Annotated in this window: 20 protein-coding genes; 8 read left to right on the forward strand and 12 right to left on the reverse strand. The window is 61.3% G+C overall.

The window, feature by feature from the left end; all coding sequences use genetic code 11:
• Window positions 1-32: 32 nt before the first annotated feature.
• The 6 genes from AC1D13_RS21730 to rodA form a co-directional block, all read right to left on the reverse strand.
• Window positions 33-344: a hypothetical protein gene (locus AC1D13_RS21730; RefSeq protein WP_477690276.1), complete on the reverse strand. Its 312-nt coding sequence runs from the start codon at window positions 342-344 to the stop codon at window positions 33-35.
• Window positions 345-432: 88 nt separating this feature from the next.
• A complete protein-coding gene (locus tag AC1D13_RS21735) occupies window positions 433-1,557 on the reverse strand; it encodes a 3-deoxy-7-phosphoheptulonate synthase (RefSeq protein ID WP_477690277.1) in 1,125 nt (374 codons plus the stop codon).
• A 247-nt stretch (window positions 1,558-1,804) separates the two neighbouring features.
• On the reverse strand, window positions 1,805-3,328 hold the full coding sequence (gene tldD / locus AC1D13_RS21740) for a metalloprotease TldD (RefSeq protein WP_477666632.1): 1,524 nt from the start codon (window positions 3,326-3,328) through the stop codon (window positions 1,805-1,807).
• A gap of 139 nt (window positions 3,329-3,467) precedes the next feature.
• A complete protein-coding gene (locus AC1D13_RS21745) occupies window positions 3,468-5,213 on the reverse strand; it encodes a tetratricopeptide repeat protein (protein WP_477690278.1) in 1,746 nt (581 codons plus the stop codon).
• A 33-nt stretch (window positions 5,214-5,246) separates the two neighbouring features.
• Window positions 5,247-5,546: a hypothetical protein gene (locus tag AC1D13_RS21750; protein WP_457281081.1), complete on the reverse strand. Its 300-nt coding sequence runs from the start codon at window positions 5,544-5,546 to the stop codon at window positions 5,247-5,249.
• A gap of 13 nt (window positions 5,547-5,559) precedes the next feature.
• On the reverse strand, window positions 5,560-6,714 hold the full coding sequence (gene rodA, locus AC1D13_RS21755; RefSeq protein WP_457281082.1) for a rod shape-determining protein RodA: 1,155 nt from the start codon (window positions 6,712-6,714) through the stop codon (window positions 5,560-5,562).
• 206 nt (window positions 6,715-6,920) lie between these two features.
• Here rodA and AC1D13_RS21760 point away from each other — a divergent pair, with 206 nt between their 5' ends.
• The 8 genes from AC1D13_RS21760 to ruvC all read left to right on the forward strand — a co-directional run bounded on the left by AC1D13_RS21760 (window position 6,921) and on the right by ruvC (window position 14,435).
• Window positions 6,921-7,517 carry a YqiA/YcfP family alpha/beta fold hydrolase gene (locus AC1D13_RS21760; RefSeq protein ID WP_477690279.1) on the forward strand — a complete coding sequence of 199 codons (597 nt, stop codon included), beginning with the start codon at window positions 6,921-6,923 and terminating at the stop codon, window positions 7,515-7,517.
• A 66-nt stretch (window positions 7,518-7,583) separates the two neighbouring features.
• Complete coding sequence (locus AC1D13_RS21765; RefSeq protein ID WP_477690280.1) at window positions 7,584-9,644, forward strand: ribonuclease catalytic domain-containing protein; 2,061 nt, start codon at window positions 7,584-7,586, stop codon at window positions 9,642-9,644.
• A 38-nt stretch (window positions 9,645-9,682) separates the two neighbouring features.
• Window positions 9,683-10,531 (forward strand): energy transducer TonB, encoded by an 849-nt coding sequence (locus AC1D13_RS21770; RefSeq protein ID WP_457281085.1) that lies wholly within the window; start codon window positions 9,683-9,685, stop codon window positions 10,529-10,531.
• A gap of 48 nt (window positions 10,532-10,579) precedes the next feature.
• A complete protein-coding gene (gene aroE / locus AC1D13_RS21775; RefSeq protein WP_457281086.1) occupies window positions 10,580-11,419 on the forward strand; it encodes a shikimate dehydrogenase in 840 nt (279 codons plus the stop codon).
• Window positions 11,420-11,432: 13 nt separating this feature from the next.
• Complete coding sequence (locus tag AC1D13_RS21780) at window positions 11,433-12,182, forward strand: transglycosylase domain-containing protein (protein ID WP_457281087.1); 750 nt, start codon at window positions 11,433-11,435, stop codon at window positions 12,180-12,182.
• A 29-nt stretch (window positions 12,183-12,211) separates the two neighbouring features.
• Window positions 12,212-12,844: a lysophospholipid acyltransferase family protein gene (locus AC1D13_RS21785; RefSeq protein ID WP_457281088.1), complete on the forward strand. Its 633-nt coding sequence runs from the start codon at window positions 12,212-12,214 to the stop codon at window positions 12,842-12,844.
• 19 nt (window positions 12,845-12,863) lie between these two features.
• Window positions 12,864-13,844: a phosphatidate cytidylyltransferase gene (locus tag AC1D13_RS21790; RefSeq protein WP_457281089.1), complete on the forward strand. Its 981-nt coding sequence runs from the start codon at window positions 12,864-12,866 to the stop codon at window positions 13,842-13,844.
• Between the two features lie 42 nt (window positions 13,845-13,886).
• Entirely contained in the window at window positions 13,887-14,435 is a 549-nt protein-coding gene (ruvC, locus tag AC1D13_RS21795; protein ID WP_457281090.1) for a crossover junction endodeoxyribonuclease RuvC, read from the forward strand.
• Between the two features lie 18 nt (window positions 14,436-14,453).
• Here the strand turns inward: ruvC and AC1D13_RS21800 are convergent, their stop codons facing one another.
• From AC1D13_RS21800 to ftsA, 6 genes are all read right to left on the reverse strand, one after another.
• Window positions 14,454-14,882, reverse strand: a complete 429-nt coding sequence (locus AC1D13_RS21800; RefSeq protein ID WP_457281091.1) for a hypothetical protein — start codon at window positions 14,880-14,882, stop codon at window positions 14,454-14,456.
• A 197-nt stretch (window positions 14,883-15,079) separates the two neighbouring features.
• A complete protein-coding gene (locus tag AC1D13_RS21805; RefSeq protein ID WP_457281092.1) occupies window positions 15,080-15,256 on the reverse strand; it encodes a hypothetical protein in 177 nt (58 codons plus the stop codon).
• Window positions 15,257-15,273: 17 nt separating this feature from the next.
• Entirely contained in the window at window positions 15,274-16,197 is a 924-nt protein-coding gene (lpxC, locus tag AC1D13_RS21810; RefSeq protein ID WP_457281093.1) for a UDP-3-O-acyl-N-acetylglucosamine deacetylase, read from the reverse strand.
• An 86-nt stretch (window positions 16,198-16,283) separates the two neighbouring features.
• Window positions 16,284-17,261, reverse strand: a complete 978-nt coding sequence (locus AC1D13_RS21815) for a dienelactone hydrolase family protein (RefSeq protein ID WP_477690281.1) — start codon at window positions 17,259-17,261, stop codon at window positions 16,284-16,286.
• 99 nt (window positions 17,262-17,360) lie between these two features.
• Entirely contained in the window at window positions 17,361-18,590 is a 1,230-nt protein-coding gene (gene ftsZ / locus AC1D13_RS21820) for a cell division protein FtsZ (protein WP_457281095.1), read from the reverse strand.
• Window positions 18,591-18,736: 146 nt separating this feature from the next.
• The gene (gene ftsA, locus AC1D13_RS21825; RefSeq protein ID WP_431098281.1) at window positions 18,737-19,966 is read right to left on the reverse strand and encodes a cell division protein FtsA; all 1,230 of its coding nucleotides are present in this window, start codon (window positions 19,964-19,966) and stop codon (window positions 18,737-18,739) included.

Here is a 19,966-nt window from a genome sequence, read left to right on the forward strand (position 1 = left end):
TAAATTGCTTATGAAAAGCGAGGCGTGGGGACCTAGAAGCTGATGCTTAATGTTGTGACATCTACATGCACAACCGGCTTGCCCAGCGCCGCGCTCGACGCCCGGGCAAATTCCTGAGCCCACTTGGCTTCGGCAAACTTCACCGGCCCAGCCGCCTGGGCCACCACCACCACCTTGTCGGCGGTCAGCAGCTTGCCCGTGGGCCGAAGCGGCTCACAGCCCATTTGCGTGAACTGGTCGTCCAGCCACCCCCTTGCCACATCGTGCGGCATGGGCTGCACTTCGTTGAGGTCCAGGCGGATGGGCGCCACGTCCTTGAAGGTCACACTGACTTCGCTGCGCATGATGGGCTCCTGATCAGGGGTTCATGGTCGGCGACTTGCGGGCCTGGCGGCTATTCGCACAAACCCGCACGGTGGCTTACTTGCCGGGTTACTTGCCGGCGCGGCGCTTGAGGACGGCGGCCGACAGCACTTCCAACACGTCCAGCGAGTCGCTCCAGCCCAGGCAAGCGTCGGTGATGCTTTTACCGTATTCCAGCGCTTTCGAGTCGTCCTTGCCCGGCGTGAACTTTTGCGCGCCGGGGTTGAGGTGGCTTTCCACCATCAGGCCGAACACATGGCGCGAGCCGCCGGCCACCTGGCCTGCGATGTCGCGTGCCACTTCGACCTGCTTTTCATGCTGCTTGGAGCTGTTGGCGTGGCTGCAATCCACCATCAGCGTGGCCGGCAGCTTGGAGGCTTCGAGCTCCTTGCAAGCCGCCGCGACGCTGGCCGCGTCGTAGTTGGGCGCCTTGCCGCCGCGCAAAATCACATGGCAGTCCTTGTTGCCGTTGGTCTGCACAATCGCGACCTGGCCGTTCTTGTGCACCGACAGGAAATGGTGGCCCCGCGCCGCCGCCTGGATGGCGTCGGTCGCAATGCGGATGTTGCCGTCGGTGCCGTTCTTGAAGCCGATGGGCGCCGAGAGGCCCGAAGCCAGTTCACGGTGCACCTGGCTTTCAGTAGTGCGCGCGCCGATGGCGCCCCAGGAAATCAGGTCACCGATGTATTGCGGCGAGATCACGTCGAGGAATTCGCTGCCGGCAGGCAGGCCGATACGGTTGATATCGATCAGCAGCTGGCGCGCGATGCGCAGGCCTTCGTCGATGCGGAAGGTTTCGTCGAGGTAGGGGTCGTTGATCAACCCCTTCCACCCGACGGTGGTGCGCGGCTTTTCGAAGTAGACGCGCATCACGATTTCCAGCGTGCCTTCGTACTTCTTGCGCTGCTCGACGAGTTTGCGGGCATAGTCCAGCGCAGCCATCGGGTCGTGGATGGAGCACGGCCCGACGACGACAAGCAGGCGGTCATCCTTGCCCTGGATGATGTTGTGGATGCTTTTGCGGGTTTTGCTGATCAGCGTCTCGACGGCGGTGCCGCGGATCGGGAAAAAGCGGATGAGATGCTCGGGAGGGGGTAACACGGTGATGTCCTTGATGCGTTCGTCGTCGGTCTGGCTGGTTTTTTCGACGTTCGCATACCAGTTGTCGCTGGCGGAGATGGGCTTGGCATTCATCGCTGTTTTCCTTTTCTTTCGGGATATCAATCAGGTCGTCACAAGTCAGGGCATTTAAAAATTGAACGGGCAAAAAAAAACCGCCGGAGGCCGGCGGTTTTTGGAGAATCGGTGCGTTTTATCGGGTCACGCGTTGATCTCTCTACCGCCGGAAGCGCTTGAGAACCAAAAGTAACCGAAGTAAAACTTGGCCGAATTCATAAGCTGAAATGTAGCACAGGTCAAAAAAGAGGCAATCCGGGCTGGATCAGGCCGTCCCGCCCACTGTCAGGCCGTCGATGCGCAGCGTCGGCTGACCCACGCCCACCGGAACGCTCTGGCCTTCCTTGCCGCAGGTGCCGACGCCGCTGTCCAGCGCCATGTCATTGCCCATCATGGTGACGCGGGTCAACGCGTCCGGGCCGTTGCCGACAATCGTCGCGCCCTTGACGGGATACAGGATCTTGCCGTTTTCGACCCAGAAGGCTTCGCTGGCCGAAAACACGAACTTGCCGGAGGTGATGTCGACCTGGCCGCCGCCGAAGTTGGTGGCGTAGAGGCCTTTTTTGATGCTGGCCACGATTTCTTCGGGCTGCTTGTCGCCGCCCAGCATGTAGGTGTTGGTCATGCGGGGCATGGGCACATGGGCGTAGCTTTCGCGGCGGCCGTTGCCCGTGGGCTTGACCTTCATCAGGCGCGCATTGAGCGAATCCTGGATGTAGCCCTTCAGGATGCCGTCTTCAATCAGCACGTTGCGCTGGCTGGCGTTGCCTTCGTCGTCCACGTTCAGCGAGCCGCGGCGATCCGCAATTGTGCCGTCATCCAGCACCGTCACGCCCTTGGCTGCCACGCGCTGGCCGATCTTGCCAGAAAACGCGCTGGAGCCCTTGCGGTTGAAATCACCTTCCAGACCGTGGCCGATGGCTTCGTGCAGCAGGATGCCGGGCCAGCCGGAACCCAGCACCACCGTCATTTCGCCGGCTGGCGCGGGGCGAGCATCCAGGTTGGTCAGTGCCGCTTTCACAGCGTCGTTCACATATTCGGTAATCTGGGCGTCGTCAAAGTAGGCCAGGCCAAAACGCCCGCCGCCGCCACCCGAGCCGACTTCGCGCCGGCCTTTTTGCTCGGCGATCACCGTCACACTCAGACGCACCAGCGGGCGCACATCGGCGGCCAGCGTGCCGTCGGCGCGCGCCACCATCACCACGTCGTATTCGCTGGCCAGCCCGGCCATCACCTGCACGATGCGCGGATCCTTGGCTTTGGCGAGCTTTTCGACTTTCTCCAGCAACTGAACCTTGGCAGTGCTGTCCAGCGTGGCGATCGGGTCCAGGCCCTGGTAGAGCGAGCGGCTGCCGGCCACCTTGCGGACGGCCGTCTTGACGCGGGCAGCCTTGCCGCCGGCAGAAATGCTGCGCACCGTGCGTGCCGCATCCAGCAGCGACGCCTCGGAAATGTCATCGGAGTAGGCAAAAGCGGTCTTTTCGCCACTGACAGCGCGCACGCCCACGCCCTGGTCAATGCTGAAGGAACCGGTTTTCACGATGCCTTCTTCCAGGCTCCAGCCTTCGCTGCGGGTGTACTGAAAGTAGAGATCGGCATCATCGGCACCGTGGGAGGTGATCTCGCCCAGCGCGCGGCTCAGATGCGCCTGCGTGAGGCCGAAAGGCGCCAGCAGCAGCTTTTCGGCAATCTCCAGCCGTCCGGATGTGGACTCCGTGGTCGGCCGCGCAGCGGACGAGACAGTGGATTTGTTGGCGGTGGAAGCGGGCGTGGAGCGAAGGAAGGTCATGCGGCCATTGTAGGCAGTCTGCCCTGCCCCGTCAGGGCCTGTGCACAGGCCGGTACGAGGCTCAGGGCTTTGCCCGCCGAGTTCCGGCCGTCGCAAGGCAAGTCGCGGTCATGATGCCTTGCGCGGGCCCTCAGTGAACTCAGGCAATTAGCGGCTGGTAACGCGTTGACAGCGCTTCGCGCACCTGCTCCAGGGGTTGACGCCAGTCCCCAGCCGTGGCCTGGCGAAATAACCTTGCACTCGGATACCAGGGGCTATCGCTTCTCTCCAGCAGCCAACGCCAGTCGGGGATGTAGGGAACCAGAATCCATACCGGTTTACCCATAGCACCCGCAAGGTGTGCCACGCTGGTATCCGACGTGACGACCAGATCAAGTGAGTCGATCACCGCCGCCGTATCGGCGAAAGTCTTCAGCGCCTCGCCCGGACGGAGGATGTGAGGTTGCGTCTTCATGACAGGAATGTCCACTTCACGAAGCACGGGTTGAAGGCATATCGCCGGCATTCCGTCGGGCAGGGCTTGCAGAAATTCCGCAAGTCGCAGAGAGCGTAGCCGGTCGCGCTTCTGTTTGGCGTTGCCGGACCAGACAATGCCCACCCGAGGGGTAGCCGATCCAGCCATGGCAGCAAGCCGCTGTTGCCAGGCCGCCTTTTTATCGGGATCGGCTTTCAAATAAGACAAGCTCGCCGGCACAAACCCGGTCCGATGATGCCCCAGGGCCAATGGAAGGCTCATCAAGGGGCAATAGCAATCAAACGGCGGCAAGGGCTCATGCTCCTCCAGAACGCGGGTCACCCCTGGAAGAGTACCCATCAGCTCTTTAAGTCCCGCCTGCACCTGAAGCACCACGTGCGCGCCCAGCGCGGCCACTTCCGTGGCGTATCTGCAAAACTGGATGGTGTCCCCAAACCCCTGTTCACACGAGAGCAGGATCGTTTGACCGGCGATGACCTCTCCACCGAGCCAAAGAGGCTTGGCAAAGACCTTGCGCTCTTTCACATCTTTTTCTTTCGCGCTCCTGAGCCGCCACTCGTATTCCGTCCAGCCCGTTGCATAGTCGCCATGCAGCAGGGCGCCAAAACCGAGATTGAAATGGGCAGCAAAATGCCCGGAGTCCAGCTCAAGGGCTGTCCGGTAGCATTTGATGGAGTCATCATGGAAGCCCTGTTCACCCAAAGAAATACCGAGGTGAACCAGCGTATTTGCGTCCCCTGGATTGAGATCCAGTGCCCGCCGCATCAACGGAATCGCCCGTGCGAAATCTCCCGCGGCCTCGTACGCGGCCCCCAGGTTGCTCATGAATTGGGCGTTCTCCGGCTCCAGCGCAAGGGCTTTTTCGTAGGGCGCTATCGCCTTGAGCGGCAAATTCTGGGCGCTGTACAGGTTTCCCAGATTGCAGAGAAGCCCGACTGATTCGGGAAATCGGCGAATGCCTTCCTGCATGATCTCTTCCGCCTCTGTCATCTGCTCATGTTGAAAGAGTTCATAGCCCAATTCACGATAGGCCGGTTCAAACTCTGGCGCAAGCAGCACAACCTTCTTGAATCGGTAAATGGCCTGAGATACGTTTGCCTCCCGCTGTGCGAGTGTTCCCAACATGAAATGCGCGTCATGCTGTGTGGGATCCAGACTTACGGCCTGTTCAAGTGCCGCCTTGGCTTCCAGAAGGTGACCCTGCTCACTTAATACATATCCGAGATTGATCAATGCGAAGACATCTTCCGGATCGGCCTTCGTTGCCTCGCCGTAGCACAAAGCCGCCTCATAAAGCTTGCCTTCTGCCAACAAGGCATTGCCATTCTTTTTGAGTTCAGCGCAACGATCCTTGTCAGGCGCACCAACGCTGGCTACCGCGCTCGACGAGGTCGGCAGGATTTTTTTCAAAAGTCCGAACATACTGCCCCAAAAACCGAAAAACTACAGCTGCAAGGAAAGCCACCGCGTCAAATCGTCGGCATAGGCATCATTAACGCCGCGGTCTTTCAATGTCCACAAAAAGGCATTACCCAGCTTGGCTTTTTGGTAGGTATTGAGTTTGTTGGCCCGTTTAAAGGCAGCGAGTTCATGCGACATCTTTATCAGCGTTTTTTCTGCTTTTTCCGCAAATTTCTTTTCTTTCACCGACTCTTTGGCCGGCAGCTCGCGGATCACGAGTTCCGCCAGCGAAATGCCGCACTGACTTGCGGCCCGTGTATCAAACCAGTCAAAAAACCCCATATGAACCTCCTTGTTAGCTCTGCACCAAGCGCTTGGCCTTGGCGATCGACATCAGCATGCCGATGGCCAGTCCCAGCGTCACCATGGCCGTGCCGCCATAGCTGATGAAAGGCAGCGGCACGCCCACCACGGGCAGGATGCCGCTGACCATGCCCATGTTGACGAAAGCATAGGTGAAAAAAATCATGGTCAGCGCACCGGCCAGCAGGCGCGAAAACAGGGTCGATGCCTCCAGCGCAATGGCCAGCCCGCGCAAAATCAGGAAGATGAACGCTGCAATCAACAACAGGTTACCCAACAGACCGAACTCTTCGGAGTACGCCGCGAAGATGAAGTCGGTGGTGCGCTCGGGAATGAACTCCAGGTGTGTCTGCGTTCCGGCCATAAAGCCCTTGCCGGTGATGCCGCCCGAGCCGATGGCGATCATGCCCTGGATGATGTGAAAGCCCTTGCCCAGCGGGTCGCGCGACGGGTCGAGCAGCGTGCAGATGCGCTGCTGCTGGTAGTCGTGCAGGATGGGCCAGCGCACGCCGTCGGCGCAGATTTGCGGCTCGAACCACACCACGAGGAACACGCCAATGAGGCCCAGCAGCACCGGCGGCAGGATCAGCTTCCAGCTCAGCCCGGCAAAAAAGATCACCGCGAGCCCCGCGGCCAGCACCAGCAGGGAGGTTCCCAGATCAGGCTGCTTCATGATGAGCCCGACCGGGACGACCAGCAGCAGCCCGGCGGCCAGGAAGTCCAGCGGGCGCAACTGTCCTTCGCGCTTCTGGAACCACCAGGCCAGCATCAACGGCATGGCGATTTTCAGGATTTCGCTGGGCTGGATCACCACGCCCACATTCAGCCAGCGCCGCGCGCCCTTTTTGGTGACGCCGAAAATCGCCACCGCCACCAGCAAGGCCACGCCGGCGATGTACAGCGGCACGGCAAACGCCATCAGGCGCTGGGGTGGAACCTGGGCCACCACAAACATGATGGCGCCGGCAATCAGCATGTTGCGGCCATGGTCAACAAACCGGGTGCCGTGGTCATACCCTGACGAATACATGATCAGGAGGCCTGCACAGGCCAGCAAAAACACCGCAAACGCCAGCAGGCCGTCAAAGCCCTGGAGCAAAGGCAAGGTTCGCTGATAAAGGGAGGGTTTGTCGAAAACGGCGGCCATGCGCGGATTATCCGTCAGCCTTGAAGCCGAAAACGCGTGGCCGGGCATCCCGCGAAAGCGGGCATTGCTATCAATTACATAGCAGCTTGCGCCCGGCCTGATTGACCAAAAACCCTGTTTCACTTAAAACCGGCATCAAACACCGCGAAACCCGGGAAATCGGCTCCGGCAAAACCTGGGGGTGGCCGGCCCGTCTAACATGCGGCATGCGCACCACCCACCTGCTCTATCTCCACGGATTTCGCTCGTCCCCGCAATCCGTGAAGGCCCGGAAAATGGCCGCTGCCGTGCAGCAGCGCCATCCCGCCGTTCACTGGTGGTGCCCGCAGCTGCCGCCTTCGCCGCACGCCGCGCTGCAGATGGTGAAGGACGAAATTGCCGGTTGGCCCGGCAAGTCGGGCTACCAAAGCATGGGCGTGATCGGCTCTTCGCTGGGCGGCTTTTACGCCACTGCGGTGGCCGAACAGGCTGGGTGCAAGGCCGTGCTGCTCAACCCGGCCGTGGAGCCGGCGCGCGACCTCGCCCGCTACATCGGCGAGCAAACGGCCTGGCACAACCCGCAAGAGCACTTTTTCTTCGAGCCCCGCTTTGTGGATGAGCTGAAAGCGCAGCAGGCCGGGCCGCTGAAAGCGCCGCAAAACTACCTCGCCATCATTGCCAAGGGGGATGAAGTGCTGGACTGGCGTGAAATGACGGCCCGTTATGCGGGCGCTCACATCCGGCTGCTGGAAGGCGGTGACCATGCACTGAGCGACTTTGACCGGCATCTGCCGACCATCCTCGACTTCCTGGCATTGGCCTGAAATCTCTCTGAAGCAGCCCTGATTACACTAGTCTCAAGTCATCAAAGACACCAAAGGGATCCCGTTTTGTTTGTATTGTTTGAAGAAGCCGGCAAGTTCCTGGCCGGCCGCATTTTGTCCGAGAGCGATGCGTCGCTGCAGGTTGAGCTCGACTCGGGCAAGCGTGTGAAGGTCAAGGGCGTTAATGCCCTGCTGAAGTTTGAAAAGCCATCCCCTGCCGAGATGGTGGCCGCCGGCCAAAAGCTGAGCCACGATATTGAGCTGGATCTGGCCTGGGAATTCGCCAGCGAAGACGAATTCAGCTTTGCCGACCTGGCGCGCGATTACTTCAGCGCCGACGGCAAAGCCGCCTCGCTGGAGCAACAGGCCGCCGCGCTCTTTCGCCTGTATGACGCGCCGCACTACTTTCGCCGTGCCGGCAAGGGCCGCTTCAAGAAGGCACCGGCGGAAATCCTGCAGCAGGCGTTGGCCGCCATCGAAAAGAAAAAGCAGGTCGCAGCGCAAATCACCGCCTGGGCCGAAGAACTGGGCCGCGGCGAATGCCCTGCGCCGGTGCGCGATCAGCTTTACAAAATCCTCTTCAAGCCCGACAAGAACAGCGCCGAATACAAGGCAGTCGTCGAAGCCTCGCGCGCCACGCACACCGCGCCGCTCGATTTGCTGCAAAAGGCCGGCGCCATCGCTTCGCCTTACCAGTTTCACTGGAAGCGCTTTTTGTTTGAGAACTTCCCCAAGGGCACGGGCTTTCCGGCGCTGCAAGCGCCTGAAGTCAAGGACGAGCTGCCGCTGGCCGATGTGAAGGCTTTCTCCATCGACGACTCAGCCACTACCGAGATCGACGATGCGCTGTCCGTGCAGGGCCTGGGCAGCGGCACTGTCACGCTTGGCATCCACATCGCCGCGCCAGGCCTGGCCGTATTGCCCGGCAGCCCGATCGACACCGTGGGCCGCGCGCGGCTTTCCACCGTGTACATGCCCGGCTACAAGCTGACCATGCTGCCGGATGAAATCGTCAAAAGCTACACGCTGCAGGAAGGCCGCAACTGCCCTGCGCTGTCGCTGTACCTCACGCTGGATGAGGCCACACTCGAAATCAAGGAAAGCGCCACCCGACTGGAGCTGGTGCCCATCGTCAGCAACCTGCGCCACGACGTGCTGGACAGCACCTTCACCGAGGCTTTTTTTGAAACCGCGCAAAGCAATCCGCCTACCGGCGTGCAATGGGGTGTGGAGCTGACCTTTCTGCACCGGTTGGCCAAACATCTGAAGGCGCAGCGCGAAATCGTGCGCGGCAAGCCAGAAAACTTCAACCGGCCAGACTACAACTTCAGGCTGGACAACCCCACAGGCGCCGAGCCCCAGGGCAACGAGACGGTCAGCATCAGTACGCGCCAGCGCGGCGCACCGCTGGATTTGATCGTGGCCGAGGCCATGATCCTGGCGAACAGCACCTGGGGCGAGTGGCTGGCCGCGCACGGCGTGCCTGGCATTTACCGCAGCCAGGCCAGCCTCTTGCCCGGCGTGAAAGTGCGCATGGGCACCAAGGCCCTGCCGCATGCGGGCATCGGCGTCAAAAGCTATGCCTGGAGCACTTCGCCACTGCGCCGCTACACCGACCTGGTCAACCAGTGGCAAATCATTGCCTGCGCACGCCATGGCCGCACGGCGGCACTGGCTGCGCCGTTCAAGCCCAAGGACGCCGAGCTGTTTTCCATCATCTCGGGCTTTGATGCCGCCTACAGCGCCTACAACGGTTTCCAGGCCGGCATCGAGCGCTACTGGACACTCAAATACCTGCAGCAGAACAGCCTCACCGAGCTGACCGCCACCGCCTTCAAGGACAACCTGGTGCGCGCCGACGAGTTGCCGCTGGTGCTGCCGGCCGCCGGTGCGCAGGGCCTGCCGCGTGGCGCGAAAGTGCGTATAAAGCTGGGCGAGATCGACGAGATCACACTGGATATTTCCGGCACAGTGGTCGAGCGGCTGGACGTGGAGATGGATGAGTCTCCTGATCCGCTGGGCGAGGAGGATGGCGAGTCCGAGATGGCCGCCGGCCCGATCTCGATTGCAGTCGATGTCAATGAGCCACAAACCGATGCCGCTGTGGCGGCTCCGGTCGCCGGTTAACACCGCAATACGCTCATAAACACCGATAATCTCTTCCTGTGAAGTCACCAAGCACACTGCAAATCGCCCTGGGCGCCTCCATCGCCTTTCATGCGGTGTTGCTGACGGCGCGTTTTGTTGATCCGGACCGCTTCAACCGCGTCTTTCAGGACACGCCGCTGGAAGTAATCCTGGTCAACGCCAAGTCCAACGAAAAGCCTGACTTTGCCAAAGCCATCGCGCAGGCCTCGCTGGCCGGTGGTGGCGAGATGGAAAAAGGCCGCGCCACCTCCCCCTTGCCGCCTTCGGCCCTGATGGAGCTGGGCGACGCCACCGAAGACGCCCAGCGCAAGGTCGATTCTCTGCAGGAGCAGCAAACCCAGTTGCTCGCGCAAATCAAAAAGCAGCTGGCCTCCATGCCACCGCCCGACCCAACACAGCCCGCCAACAACCCGGCGCAGGCCGAGCGCGAGGAAAAACGCAAGCAGCTCGTCAAGATCCTGGCGGAAATCGAGCGGCGCATCAACGAAGAAAACGCACGGCCGAAAAAGCGCTACATCAGCCCGGCCACACGTGAAGAGGTCTACGCCGTTTATTACGACGAACTGCGCCGCAAGATTGAAGACAAGGGGACGGTGAACTTCCCCGAGCTGGCCGGCAAAAAACTGTACGGTGAACTCACGATGATTGTGACGGTGAATTTTGACGGCAGCGTGATCGACACGGAAGTCGTGCAGACCTCGGGCAACCTGACGCTGGACCGGCGTGCGCAAAGCATCGTGCGCGGCACCGGGCCTTTCGGCAAGTTCAGCGATGCGATGCGCAGCAAGGCGGACCAGATCGTGGTGGTGTCGCGCTTCAAGTTCACGCGCGATGACACGCTTGAAACCAAACTCACCAGCCGCTAGCCCCGACTGCTGCTTTCAGCCCCACGCACATGAACACCCGGCCCCGCCATGGATAAATACTACGTCCTGGGCAACCCGATCGCGCACAGCAAGTCTCCGTTGATTCACGCACGATTTGCGGAGCTCACGGGGCAATCCCTGCAGTACGAACGCCTGCTGGTGCCGCTGGAGGCGTTCGGCGCCACACTGGCTGAACTGGTACGGGGCGGCGTAAAAGGCTGCAACGTCACCGTGCCTTTCAAGCTGCAAGCTTTTGAAGCCGCAAGCACACGGACCGACAGGGCGCAATTGGCCCAGGCCGCCAACACGTTGGTGCTGCAAGGCGGCGCCATCCACGCCGACAACACCGACGGCGTAGGCCTGGTGAACGACATCCAGAACAACGCCGGTGTTTCGCTGGCCGGGCGCGACGTGCTGCTGATCGGAGCGGGGGGTGCCGGTGCCGGCGCGCTGGCCGCCCTGCTGGGGGCCGGGCCACGCCGTCTGGTGCTGGTCAACCGCACGCGGGCGAAAGCCGACGTGCTGGTGGCACGGCACCGGGCACACTCGTCCATGCAAGGTTTGCTACAAAAAACGGAGCTGCTCGCGCACGACTTACAAGGGTTGCAGGGCTATTTCGATGTAATTGTCAATGCCAGCGCAAGCAGCCTGGCGGGCGCGGGTGTGCCGGTTCCGGCGAGCGTACTCAAGCCCGGCGCGCTGGCCTGCGACATGATGTACGGCCCCCCAGCTGCGGGCTTCATGGCCTGGGCCCGGGAAAACGGCGCGACGCCGCGCGACGGGCTGGGCATGCTGGTGGAGCAAGCCGCCGAGGCCTTCGCGCTGTGGCGCGGGGTTCGTCCGCCCTCTGCCCAGGTATTGCGGGAAATGCGGGCGCAGCTGGCATGAAGGCACGCACGCCATGAAAGCGCTCTTCAGACTCATCGGCCTCGGGCTGCTGGCAGGTCTGGCGCTGCAACTGTTTTTTGTGGCGCGCATTGCCATGATGGCCGTGGTGGACCCGGAATCCACCGCTTTTCAGCGCTCGGAAGCCTACCTGGTAGTTCGCAACACCGGATCCCTCAAATGGCGGCAGCAATGGGTGCCTTACGACGACCTGCCGGACAACCTCAAGCGTGCGGTAATCGCATCGGAAGACGCCAGCTTCGCCGAGCATGACGGCGTGGACATGGAGGCACTTGAGAAAGCCTGGGACAAAAACGCCAAGGCCGAGCTGCGCGCCGCACAGTCCGCCAGCCGCCTGGCTCCCGCCAAGGCAACGGCGACACCCGCCAGACCGGTGAAAATCATTGGCGGCTCCACCATTACCCAGCAGCTCGCCAAAAATCTTTTCCTGTCGGGTGAGCGCACGCTGCTCCGCAAAGGCCAGGAGCTGGTGCTGACGCTGCTGCTCGAAGCCCTGCTCGGCAAGGAGCGCATTCTGGAGATTTACCTCAACAGCGTGGAGTGGGGCGAAGGCATTTTTGGCGCCGAGGCCGCAGCGCAGCATTACTATCGCAAGCCTGCGTCAAAACTGAGCGCCTATGAATCCGCGCGGCTGGCCGTCATGCTGCCGCGCCCCAAATACTTTGAAACGCGGCCCGGCTCGGGCTACCTGGCTTCGCGCGCCAGCACCATCACGGCCCGCATGGGCGGTGTGGAACTGCCCTGAATGCTGAACAGCAAAAAGGGCCGAACCCCATGAACGACAAATTTTCTCCCATCCTGGCCAAGCTGATGGGGCTTTTCCTGCTGGGGCTGATCCGCACGCTGACCGGTGCACAGGCCCGCTGGCAAGGCTGCCCGCCCAAGGCGGAACAGCGTATTTATTTTGCCAACCACCAGAGCCATGCCGACCTGGTGCTGATGTGGGCGGCGCTGCCGGAAGAGCTTCGCAGCATCACGCGGCCGATCGCCGCGAAAGACTACTGGACCAAAACGCCTTTCAAGAAATGGATCACCACGGCGGTCTTCAATGCGATTTACGTGGACCGTGCCAAGACCGGCGACCAGGACCCGCTGGAGCCGCTGATCGAGGCCCTGACCAGCGGTGACTCGATCATCCTCTTTCCGGAAGGCACACGCGGCAACCACGAAGAGCCGCAAAAATTCAAGGCGGGCCTGTACAACCTGGCACTCAAATTCCCGCAGGTGGTGCTGGTGCCGGCCTGGATCAACAATGTGCAGCGCGTCATGCCCAAGGGGGAAGTCGTGCCGGTGCCCATTCTCTGTTCGGTCACCTTCGGCGCGCCGATTGCGCTGGGTGCCGGGGAAGACCGGGGCGAATTCCTGACGCGTGCGCGCCAGGCCGTCATGGATCTCAGGGAAACCTGACACAAGGCCTGGAATCCTGATGAACACCTTTTTGCGCAACCTTTCTCCCTCACACCAGGTCGGCCTGCTGTTCGTGCTGGTGTTCGGCATCCTGACACTCATCAGTGTGGCCGCCTTCGTGATGTCGCTGAAGGACACCCATGAAGACGACCTGCACACCCAGAAGCTGAAAGAATTCAACGGCCTGCTGCGCACCTCGTGGTTCATGTCCACGGTGTTCTGGATCGGCTGGACGCTGGGAGAAACCGTGGCGACCGTGCTGTTCGGCATGGTCGCCTTTTTTGCGCTGCGCGAGTTCATCACGCTTTCACCCACCCGGCAGGGTGACCACCGCAGTCTGGTGCTGGCTTTTTTTGTCGTGCTGCCGGTGCAGTTTGCACTGGTCATCACGCGGCACTTTGACCTGGTGACCGTGTTCATTCCGGTCTACGTGTTCCTGGCGATCCCGGTGGTCAGCGCGCTGGCCGACGACCCGCACCGTTTCCTCGAACGCAACGCCAAGCTGCAATGGGGCATCATGGTCTGCGTCTACGGCATCAGCCATGTGCCTGCCCTGCTGCTGCTGAAGTTTCCCAACTACCAGGGCAAAAACGCCTTTCTGGTGTTCTTCCTGGTGTTTGTAGTGCAAAGCTGCATGATCGTCCAGCACCTGGTGGGCCGCAAACTGCAACGGCCGGGCAGCGCGCCCAATGTCAGCAAGAGCTTTAACTGGACCAGCTGGTTGATCGCCGTCGTTGGGGCCAGCCTGCTGGGCGGCCTGCTCGCGGGCCTCACGCCCTTCAAGCCGGCGCAGGCGGTGGCCATGGCCTTCATTGCCTGCGTATCAGGCTCGCTCGGGCACCTGGTGATGAAAGCCCTCAAGCGTGATCGCGGTATTCCCAACTGGGGGAACCGCGGCGTGGGCGTCACCGGTGCCAGCGGCCTGCTGGACCGCGTGGATGCGCTGTGCTTTGGCGCACCCATATTTTTTCATTCAGTTAGATGGTATTTTGGCCTGTAACCCAATGAAACCATGCGCGAGCAGCTATCAAATGTATAGCATATGAGAATCCTCGGCATCGACCCCGGCCTGCAGGTCGCAGGTTTTGGCGTGATCGACATGGACGGCCAGCATCTGCGTTATGTGGCCAGCGGCACCATCAAGACCACGCATATGGAACGCAGCGATTTGCCGGGCCGGCTGAAGGTGCTGTTCGAGGGCGTGTGCGAAGTGGTGGAGCGCTACCAGCCCGATGCGGCCTCTGTCGAAATCGTCTTTGTGAACGTCAACCCGCAGGCGACGCTGCTGCTGGGCCAGGCGCGCGGGGCCTGCATCACGGCCCTGGTCTCGCGCCAGCTGACAGTGGCCGAATACACGGCGCTACAGCTCAAAAAGGCGGTTGCGGGCTATGGCAAGGCGGGCAAGGCCGAGGTGCAGGAGATGGTGATGCGCCTGCTGAAGCTGCCCTCCCTGCCCGGCAAAGACGCGGCCGATGCGCTGGGGCTGGCGATTACCCACGCCCATGTCGGTACCGCGATGCAGAGGCTGGCTGCGGCGGCGGGAACCGGCGCAAAACCCACGGGGAACTACAGGAACGGACGAAGCCGTTAGATCGCGGTGATCTGCGCCTTAGCGGCCGCGGTATTCAGCGACCACCTCATCCAATGAAGGGTTCGACTTGGCTTTTCCGCGCACCAGCACTATGGGCAGTTCGCCACTCATGATGGACGAGATGCGCTGGGCGTCGGCGGCATCGCCACTTGTCACGGTGAAGCTGATACTGTGGGTGCGGGTAACCGGAATCCCCTTGCCCGAAAGTTGCTCGGCCAGGCTATTCGCGCGCTGGGCCGCCTCTTCCGGGCAATCCTCGGCGGCAATAACCTGTACCGCATTGGAAGCGGTACTGCTCGTTCCGGGCAACGCCACAAATCCATTTGAACCTGAGCTTCCCGCAGAGCCAGTTGAGGCCACCACCGGCTGGCCCTCACGGTGTTTGGTCCAGTATTGATACCCAAAACCAGCAAGGCCGAGCACGATAAGGATTTTGATGAAGCTCATGGGTCATCTCCGGGAGTTATGCCGGGGGGCAGGTCATCGAACACCACAGGCGCATGCACACGGCGCCTCAGCGTTACCGCCCGGTGCAGGGGCAAATCGTTATAAGCGAACTATAGCGGTAAGGACCATAAAACGGACCAGCCGACAATCGCCAACAGGCAGCGGCTGGGCCGCCATCGCAGTCACGATGGCTGACGCTATGCCAGACGCTCAAGTACCAATACGCCGAAAAAGCCAAACGCGGCGATCAGCGTCCACTTGAGAATGGTGAGCCCGAACTGCTTGAACCGTGGCTGTCCGGTGCCGGCGTAAAACATGAACGACACCACCGCGGCCAGCAAAAACAGCAGGATGAGCCAGCGAAACAGCAGCATGGCGTGTTCCGCCGGCCCTACCAGGCACGCGCCAGTGTGGCGAAGCCCTGCGGTGCTTTTTTCTCGTCCTCGAAGGTGACGACTTCGTAGGCGTCCTGGTGCGACAGCAGCTCGCGCAGCAGCTTGTTGTTCATTGCGTGGCCGGAGCGAAATGCGCTGTAGGCGGCCAACAGCGGTTTGCCCAGCAAATAGAGGTCGCCCATGGCATCGAGGATCTTGTGCTTCACGAATTCGTCGTTGTAACGCAGCCCGTCGCTGTTGAGCACCTTGTAGTCGTCCATGACGATGGCATTGTCCAGTCCGCCACCCAGCGCCAGACCATTGGCGCGCATCATTTCCACATCCTTGGTGAAACCGAAGGTACGGGCCCGCGCGATGTCGCGTGTGTAGGCGCCCGAACCCATGTCGAACTCCACGCGCTGGCCGGTGGAGTCCACCGCAGGGTGGTCGAAATCAATTTCAAAACTGAGTTTGTAGCCTTCGTAGGGACTCAAACGCGCCCACTTGGCCGTGGCGCCCTCGCCTTCGCGCACTTCCACAGGCTTGATCACGCGGATAAAGCGCTTGGGCGCGGCCTGCAGCGCAATGCCGGCAGATTGCAGCAAAAATACAAAAGAGGAAGCCGAACCATCCAGAATGGGAACCTCTTCCGCCGTGATGTCCACATACAGGTTGTCAATCCCCAGGCCCGCGCAAGCCGACATCAAATGCTCTACCGTGTGCACCTTGGCGTTGCCGCTGGAAATGGTGGAAGCCAGCCGTGTGTCCGTCACGGCCTGCGCGGAGATGGCGATGTCCACCGGCTGCGGCAAATCCACACGGCGAAACACGATGCCCGTGTCCGGCGCGGCGGGGCGCAAGGTAAGTTCCACCCGCTGGCCGCTGTGCAGGCCCACGCCCACGGCTTTGGTCAGGGATTTAAGGGTACGTTGCTGAAGCATATGGGTGATTTTAAGTGTTGCAGCCGATTGCCGCAGTTGGAGTCTTTGATGGCCACCATAGCCAAAGTGCTACAAGTCTTGCCCTGCTACAGGTGCTGCCTGAAGAATGCCGTCCAGTGCGGCACCGCGACGAAGCGATTCTTCCAGTAGCCCGTGTGGAAAACCTTGCTGACACATCGGGCCATCATGGCGTTGACGTCGTCGCCGGGCATGGTGATGCCGCTGTTAAGTTCGGTCACGCCCGATTCGTCGACCAAAACATCGCATTTGGCATAGTGCGGCCCAAAGACATTGCGTTGCCGTTTGTAAGGCGCGTCGAAACTGTGGCCCTCGCCTTCCAGTACCACGATCTTCGCGTTGCCGCCGCGCCCGTTCATCCAGCCCACGTGGCGTTCACAGTACCGGCTCGGGGTTTCGTCGTCCACTTCACCCGTGATGAAAAGAAATGGGGAATTCACGTAGGCGTCACGCCGGGCATTGCGGTAACCGCAGTAGCCATACAAACCCACCACCGCATCGACGGGTTTGAGGTTGAAGTCGTCGGCGTACAAGCGCCGCATGTTGCGCTCAATCAGTGCGTGGGCGAATTTCTGCTGCATCATGACTGCGGCACCGCCACCCTGCGACTCACCGATGCTGCCGACCTTCTCGAAACCGCGGCCGCGCAACCAGCCGGCAGCTGCGAGGCTGTCAATGGCCATATTGAATTCGTTACCGCCTTTGCGCGACGCCGCCGGATAGTCGTTGTGCGTCACGTCGATGCCTCGAGGCTTCCAGTGATCGATCACCAGCGCTGCGAAACCCTCCTTCTGAAGGCTGTCCACATAGTCGAACATGCGGCTGTCGATACCCTGCGATCCGTGCGAGATCAGCACAATCTTCGTCTGCCCGGGCTGGCTGAACAGGTAGCCCTGCGCATGGAGCTTGTTGCAGACAAAGGGAGTACCCGCACACACCATGCTGGGCCAACTCACTTTTTCGGCCGCCTCGGGCCTGGCGGTCTGGGCAACCGCAGGTTGTGCGAAAAGAACGACCAGCGCGGCGCAAAGCCCTCGCATGTCCATGGCGACCTCCTTCTTCCTGAGATGCTCCGAATTGGAAAGGCCAGAAAAAAGGGCGGACTGCAACCAGTCCACCCTTTTAATGATCCACTTGCGAGAACCTTAATCGGCCTGCTTGCGCAGAAAGGCAGGAATCTCGAAGTCGTCCATCCCGCCGGAAGCCAGGGCATCGACTTTTGCCGCCGCCTGGGTCCGGTTGGTGCGCCACACGCTGGGCACCGACATGTTGCCGTAGTCAGGCTGTGCCGATCCCATGGCCGTCTGCGCCGTGCCGGCGCCATTGGCCGTTGTGTTCAGCGTCGGGACGTTGAACGGCACGTTGTCAGTACCCGTGCGCAGCACCTGCAGCGGCGGCGCATGGCGGCGCACGCCCTGGCGGGACAAGCCCGTTGCGACCACGGTCACACGGATGTCGTCGCCCAGCTCATCGTCGTAGGCCGTGCCGTAGATCACATGCGCATCGGGGGAAGCGTATGCGCGGATGGTGTTCATCGCCAGCTTGGATTCGCTCAGCTTGAGCGAGCCCTTGGCCGCGGTGATCAGCACCAGAACGCCTTTGGCGCCCGACAGGTCAATGCCTTCCAGAAGCGGGCAAGCTACAGCCTGTTCGGCGGCGATGCGCGCACGATCAGGACCGTTGGCCTTGGCCGTTCCCATCATGGCCTTGCCGGGTTCACCCATCACGGTGCGCACGTCTTCAAAGTCGACGTTGACGTGGCCGGGCACGTTGATGATTTCGGCGATGCCGCCGACGGCGTTTTTCAGCACGTCGTTGGCATGGGCAAAAGCCTCATCCTGCGTGACGTCGTCGCCCAGCACTTCGAGCAGCTTTTCATTGAGCACCACGATCAGTGAGTCAACGTTGGCTTCGAGTTCGGCCAGGCCGAGGTCGGCATTGGTCATGCGGCGCCCGCCTTCAAAATCAAACGGCTTGGTCACCACGCCGACGGTCAGGATGCCCATCTCCTTGGCCACGCGCGCGATCACAGGAGCCGCACCGGTACCGGTGCCGCCGCCCATGCCCGCGGTGATGAACAACATGTGCGCGCCAGCAATGGCGCTGCGGATATCGTCCACCGCCAGCTCGGCTGCATCGCGCCCTTTGTCGGGCTTGCTGCCCGCGCCCAGGCCGCTGGCACCCAGCTGGATGGTCTTGTGCGCGCTGCCGCGGCTGAGCGCCTGCGCGTCGGTATTGGCGCAGATGAATTCGACGCCTTGTACGCCGCATTCGATCATGTGCCCAACGGCATTGCCGCCACCGCCGCCCACACCGATCACCTTGATCTGTGTGCCCTGGTTAAATTCTTCGATTTCAATCATTTCGATGCTCATTGGGAGCCTCCTAATCAATAAACTGCAGTTGCCAATAATCGGAAATTTGTATTTATGGTTGACATGGCTTCTTCATGCAGGGGGATCCGCCCCGCCGGAATGCATACAACGGGATGGTCTGCCGATAAAAGTGAAGTAGGTTTTCATCAGAAGTTCCCCACAAACCAGTCTTTGACACGGCCGAATGCGTTGTGCACACTGCCTGCCTTTTGCGACACCTTGTAGCCCCGCATGCGCGCAAGCCGGGCTTCTTCGAGCAAGCCCATGACCGTGGCTGCCCGGGCCTGGGCCACCATGTCTGACAGCGCACTGTTGTAGCGCGGTATGCCGCGTCGCACGGGCTTGAGGAAGATGTCCTCGCCGAGCTCCACCATGCCGGGCATGACGGCACTGCCACCGGTAATGACGATGCCCGAAGACAACACCTCTTCGTAGCCCGACTCGCGGATCACCTGCTGGACCAGCGAAAAAATTTCCTCGATGCGCGGCTCGATCACGCCCGCCAGTGCCTGCTTGCTCAGCATGCGCGGCCCCCGGTCTCCCAGACCCGGCACTTCCACCTGCGTGTCGGGGTCGGCCAGCAGCTGCTTGGCGTAACCGCTTTCCACCTTGATGTCTTCTGCGTCCTTGGTGGGCGTACGCAGCGCCATCGCGATGTCGCTGGTGATCAGGTCACCGGCGATCGGGATCACCGCGGTGTGCCGGATGGCGCCACCGGTGAAGATGGCCACGTCGGTGGTGCCGGCACCGATATCGACCATGGCCACACCGAGCTCCTGCTCGTCCTGTGTCAATACCGCCAGGCTCGAAGCCAGCGGATTGAGCATGAGTTGATCGACTTCAAGCCCGCAGCGCCGCACACATTTGATGATGTTTTCAGCAGCACTCTGGGCGCCCGTCACGATGTGCACCTTGGCTTCCAGGCGTATGCCGCTCATGCCGATGGGTTCGCGCACGTCCTGGCCGTCGATCACGAACTCCTGCGGCTCCACCAGCAGCAGGCGCTGGTCGGTCGAGATGTTGATGGCCTTGGCCGTCTCGATCACGCGCGCCACGTCGGCCTGCGTGACTTCCTTGTCCTTGACCGCCACCATGCCGCTGGAGTTGATGCCGCGGATGTGGCTACCGGTAATGCCGGTGTAGACGCGGGCGATCTTGCAATCGGCCATCAGTTCGGCCTCTTTCAGGGCCTGCTGGATGCTTTGCACCGTGGCGTCAATATTGACAACCACCCCGCGTTTGAGCCCGTTGCTCGCCGCGATGCCCAGGCCGGCAAGCTTGAGCTCCCCGCCCGGCATGACCTCGGCCACCACCGCCATGACCTTGCTGGTTCCGATGTCCAGCCCGACCACCAGATCTTTGTATTCCTTGGCCAT

It is taken from the genome of Polaromonas sp. P1_E12, from assembly GCF_056405975.1.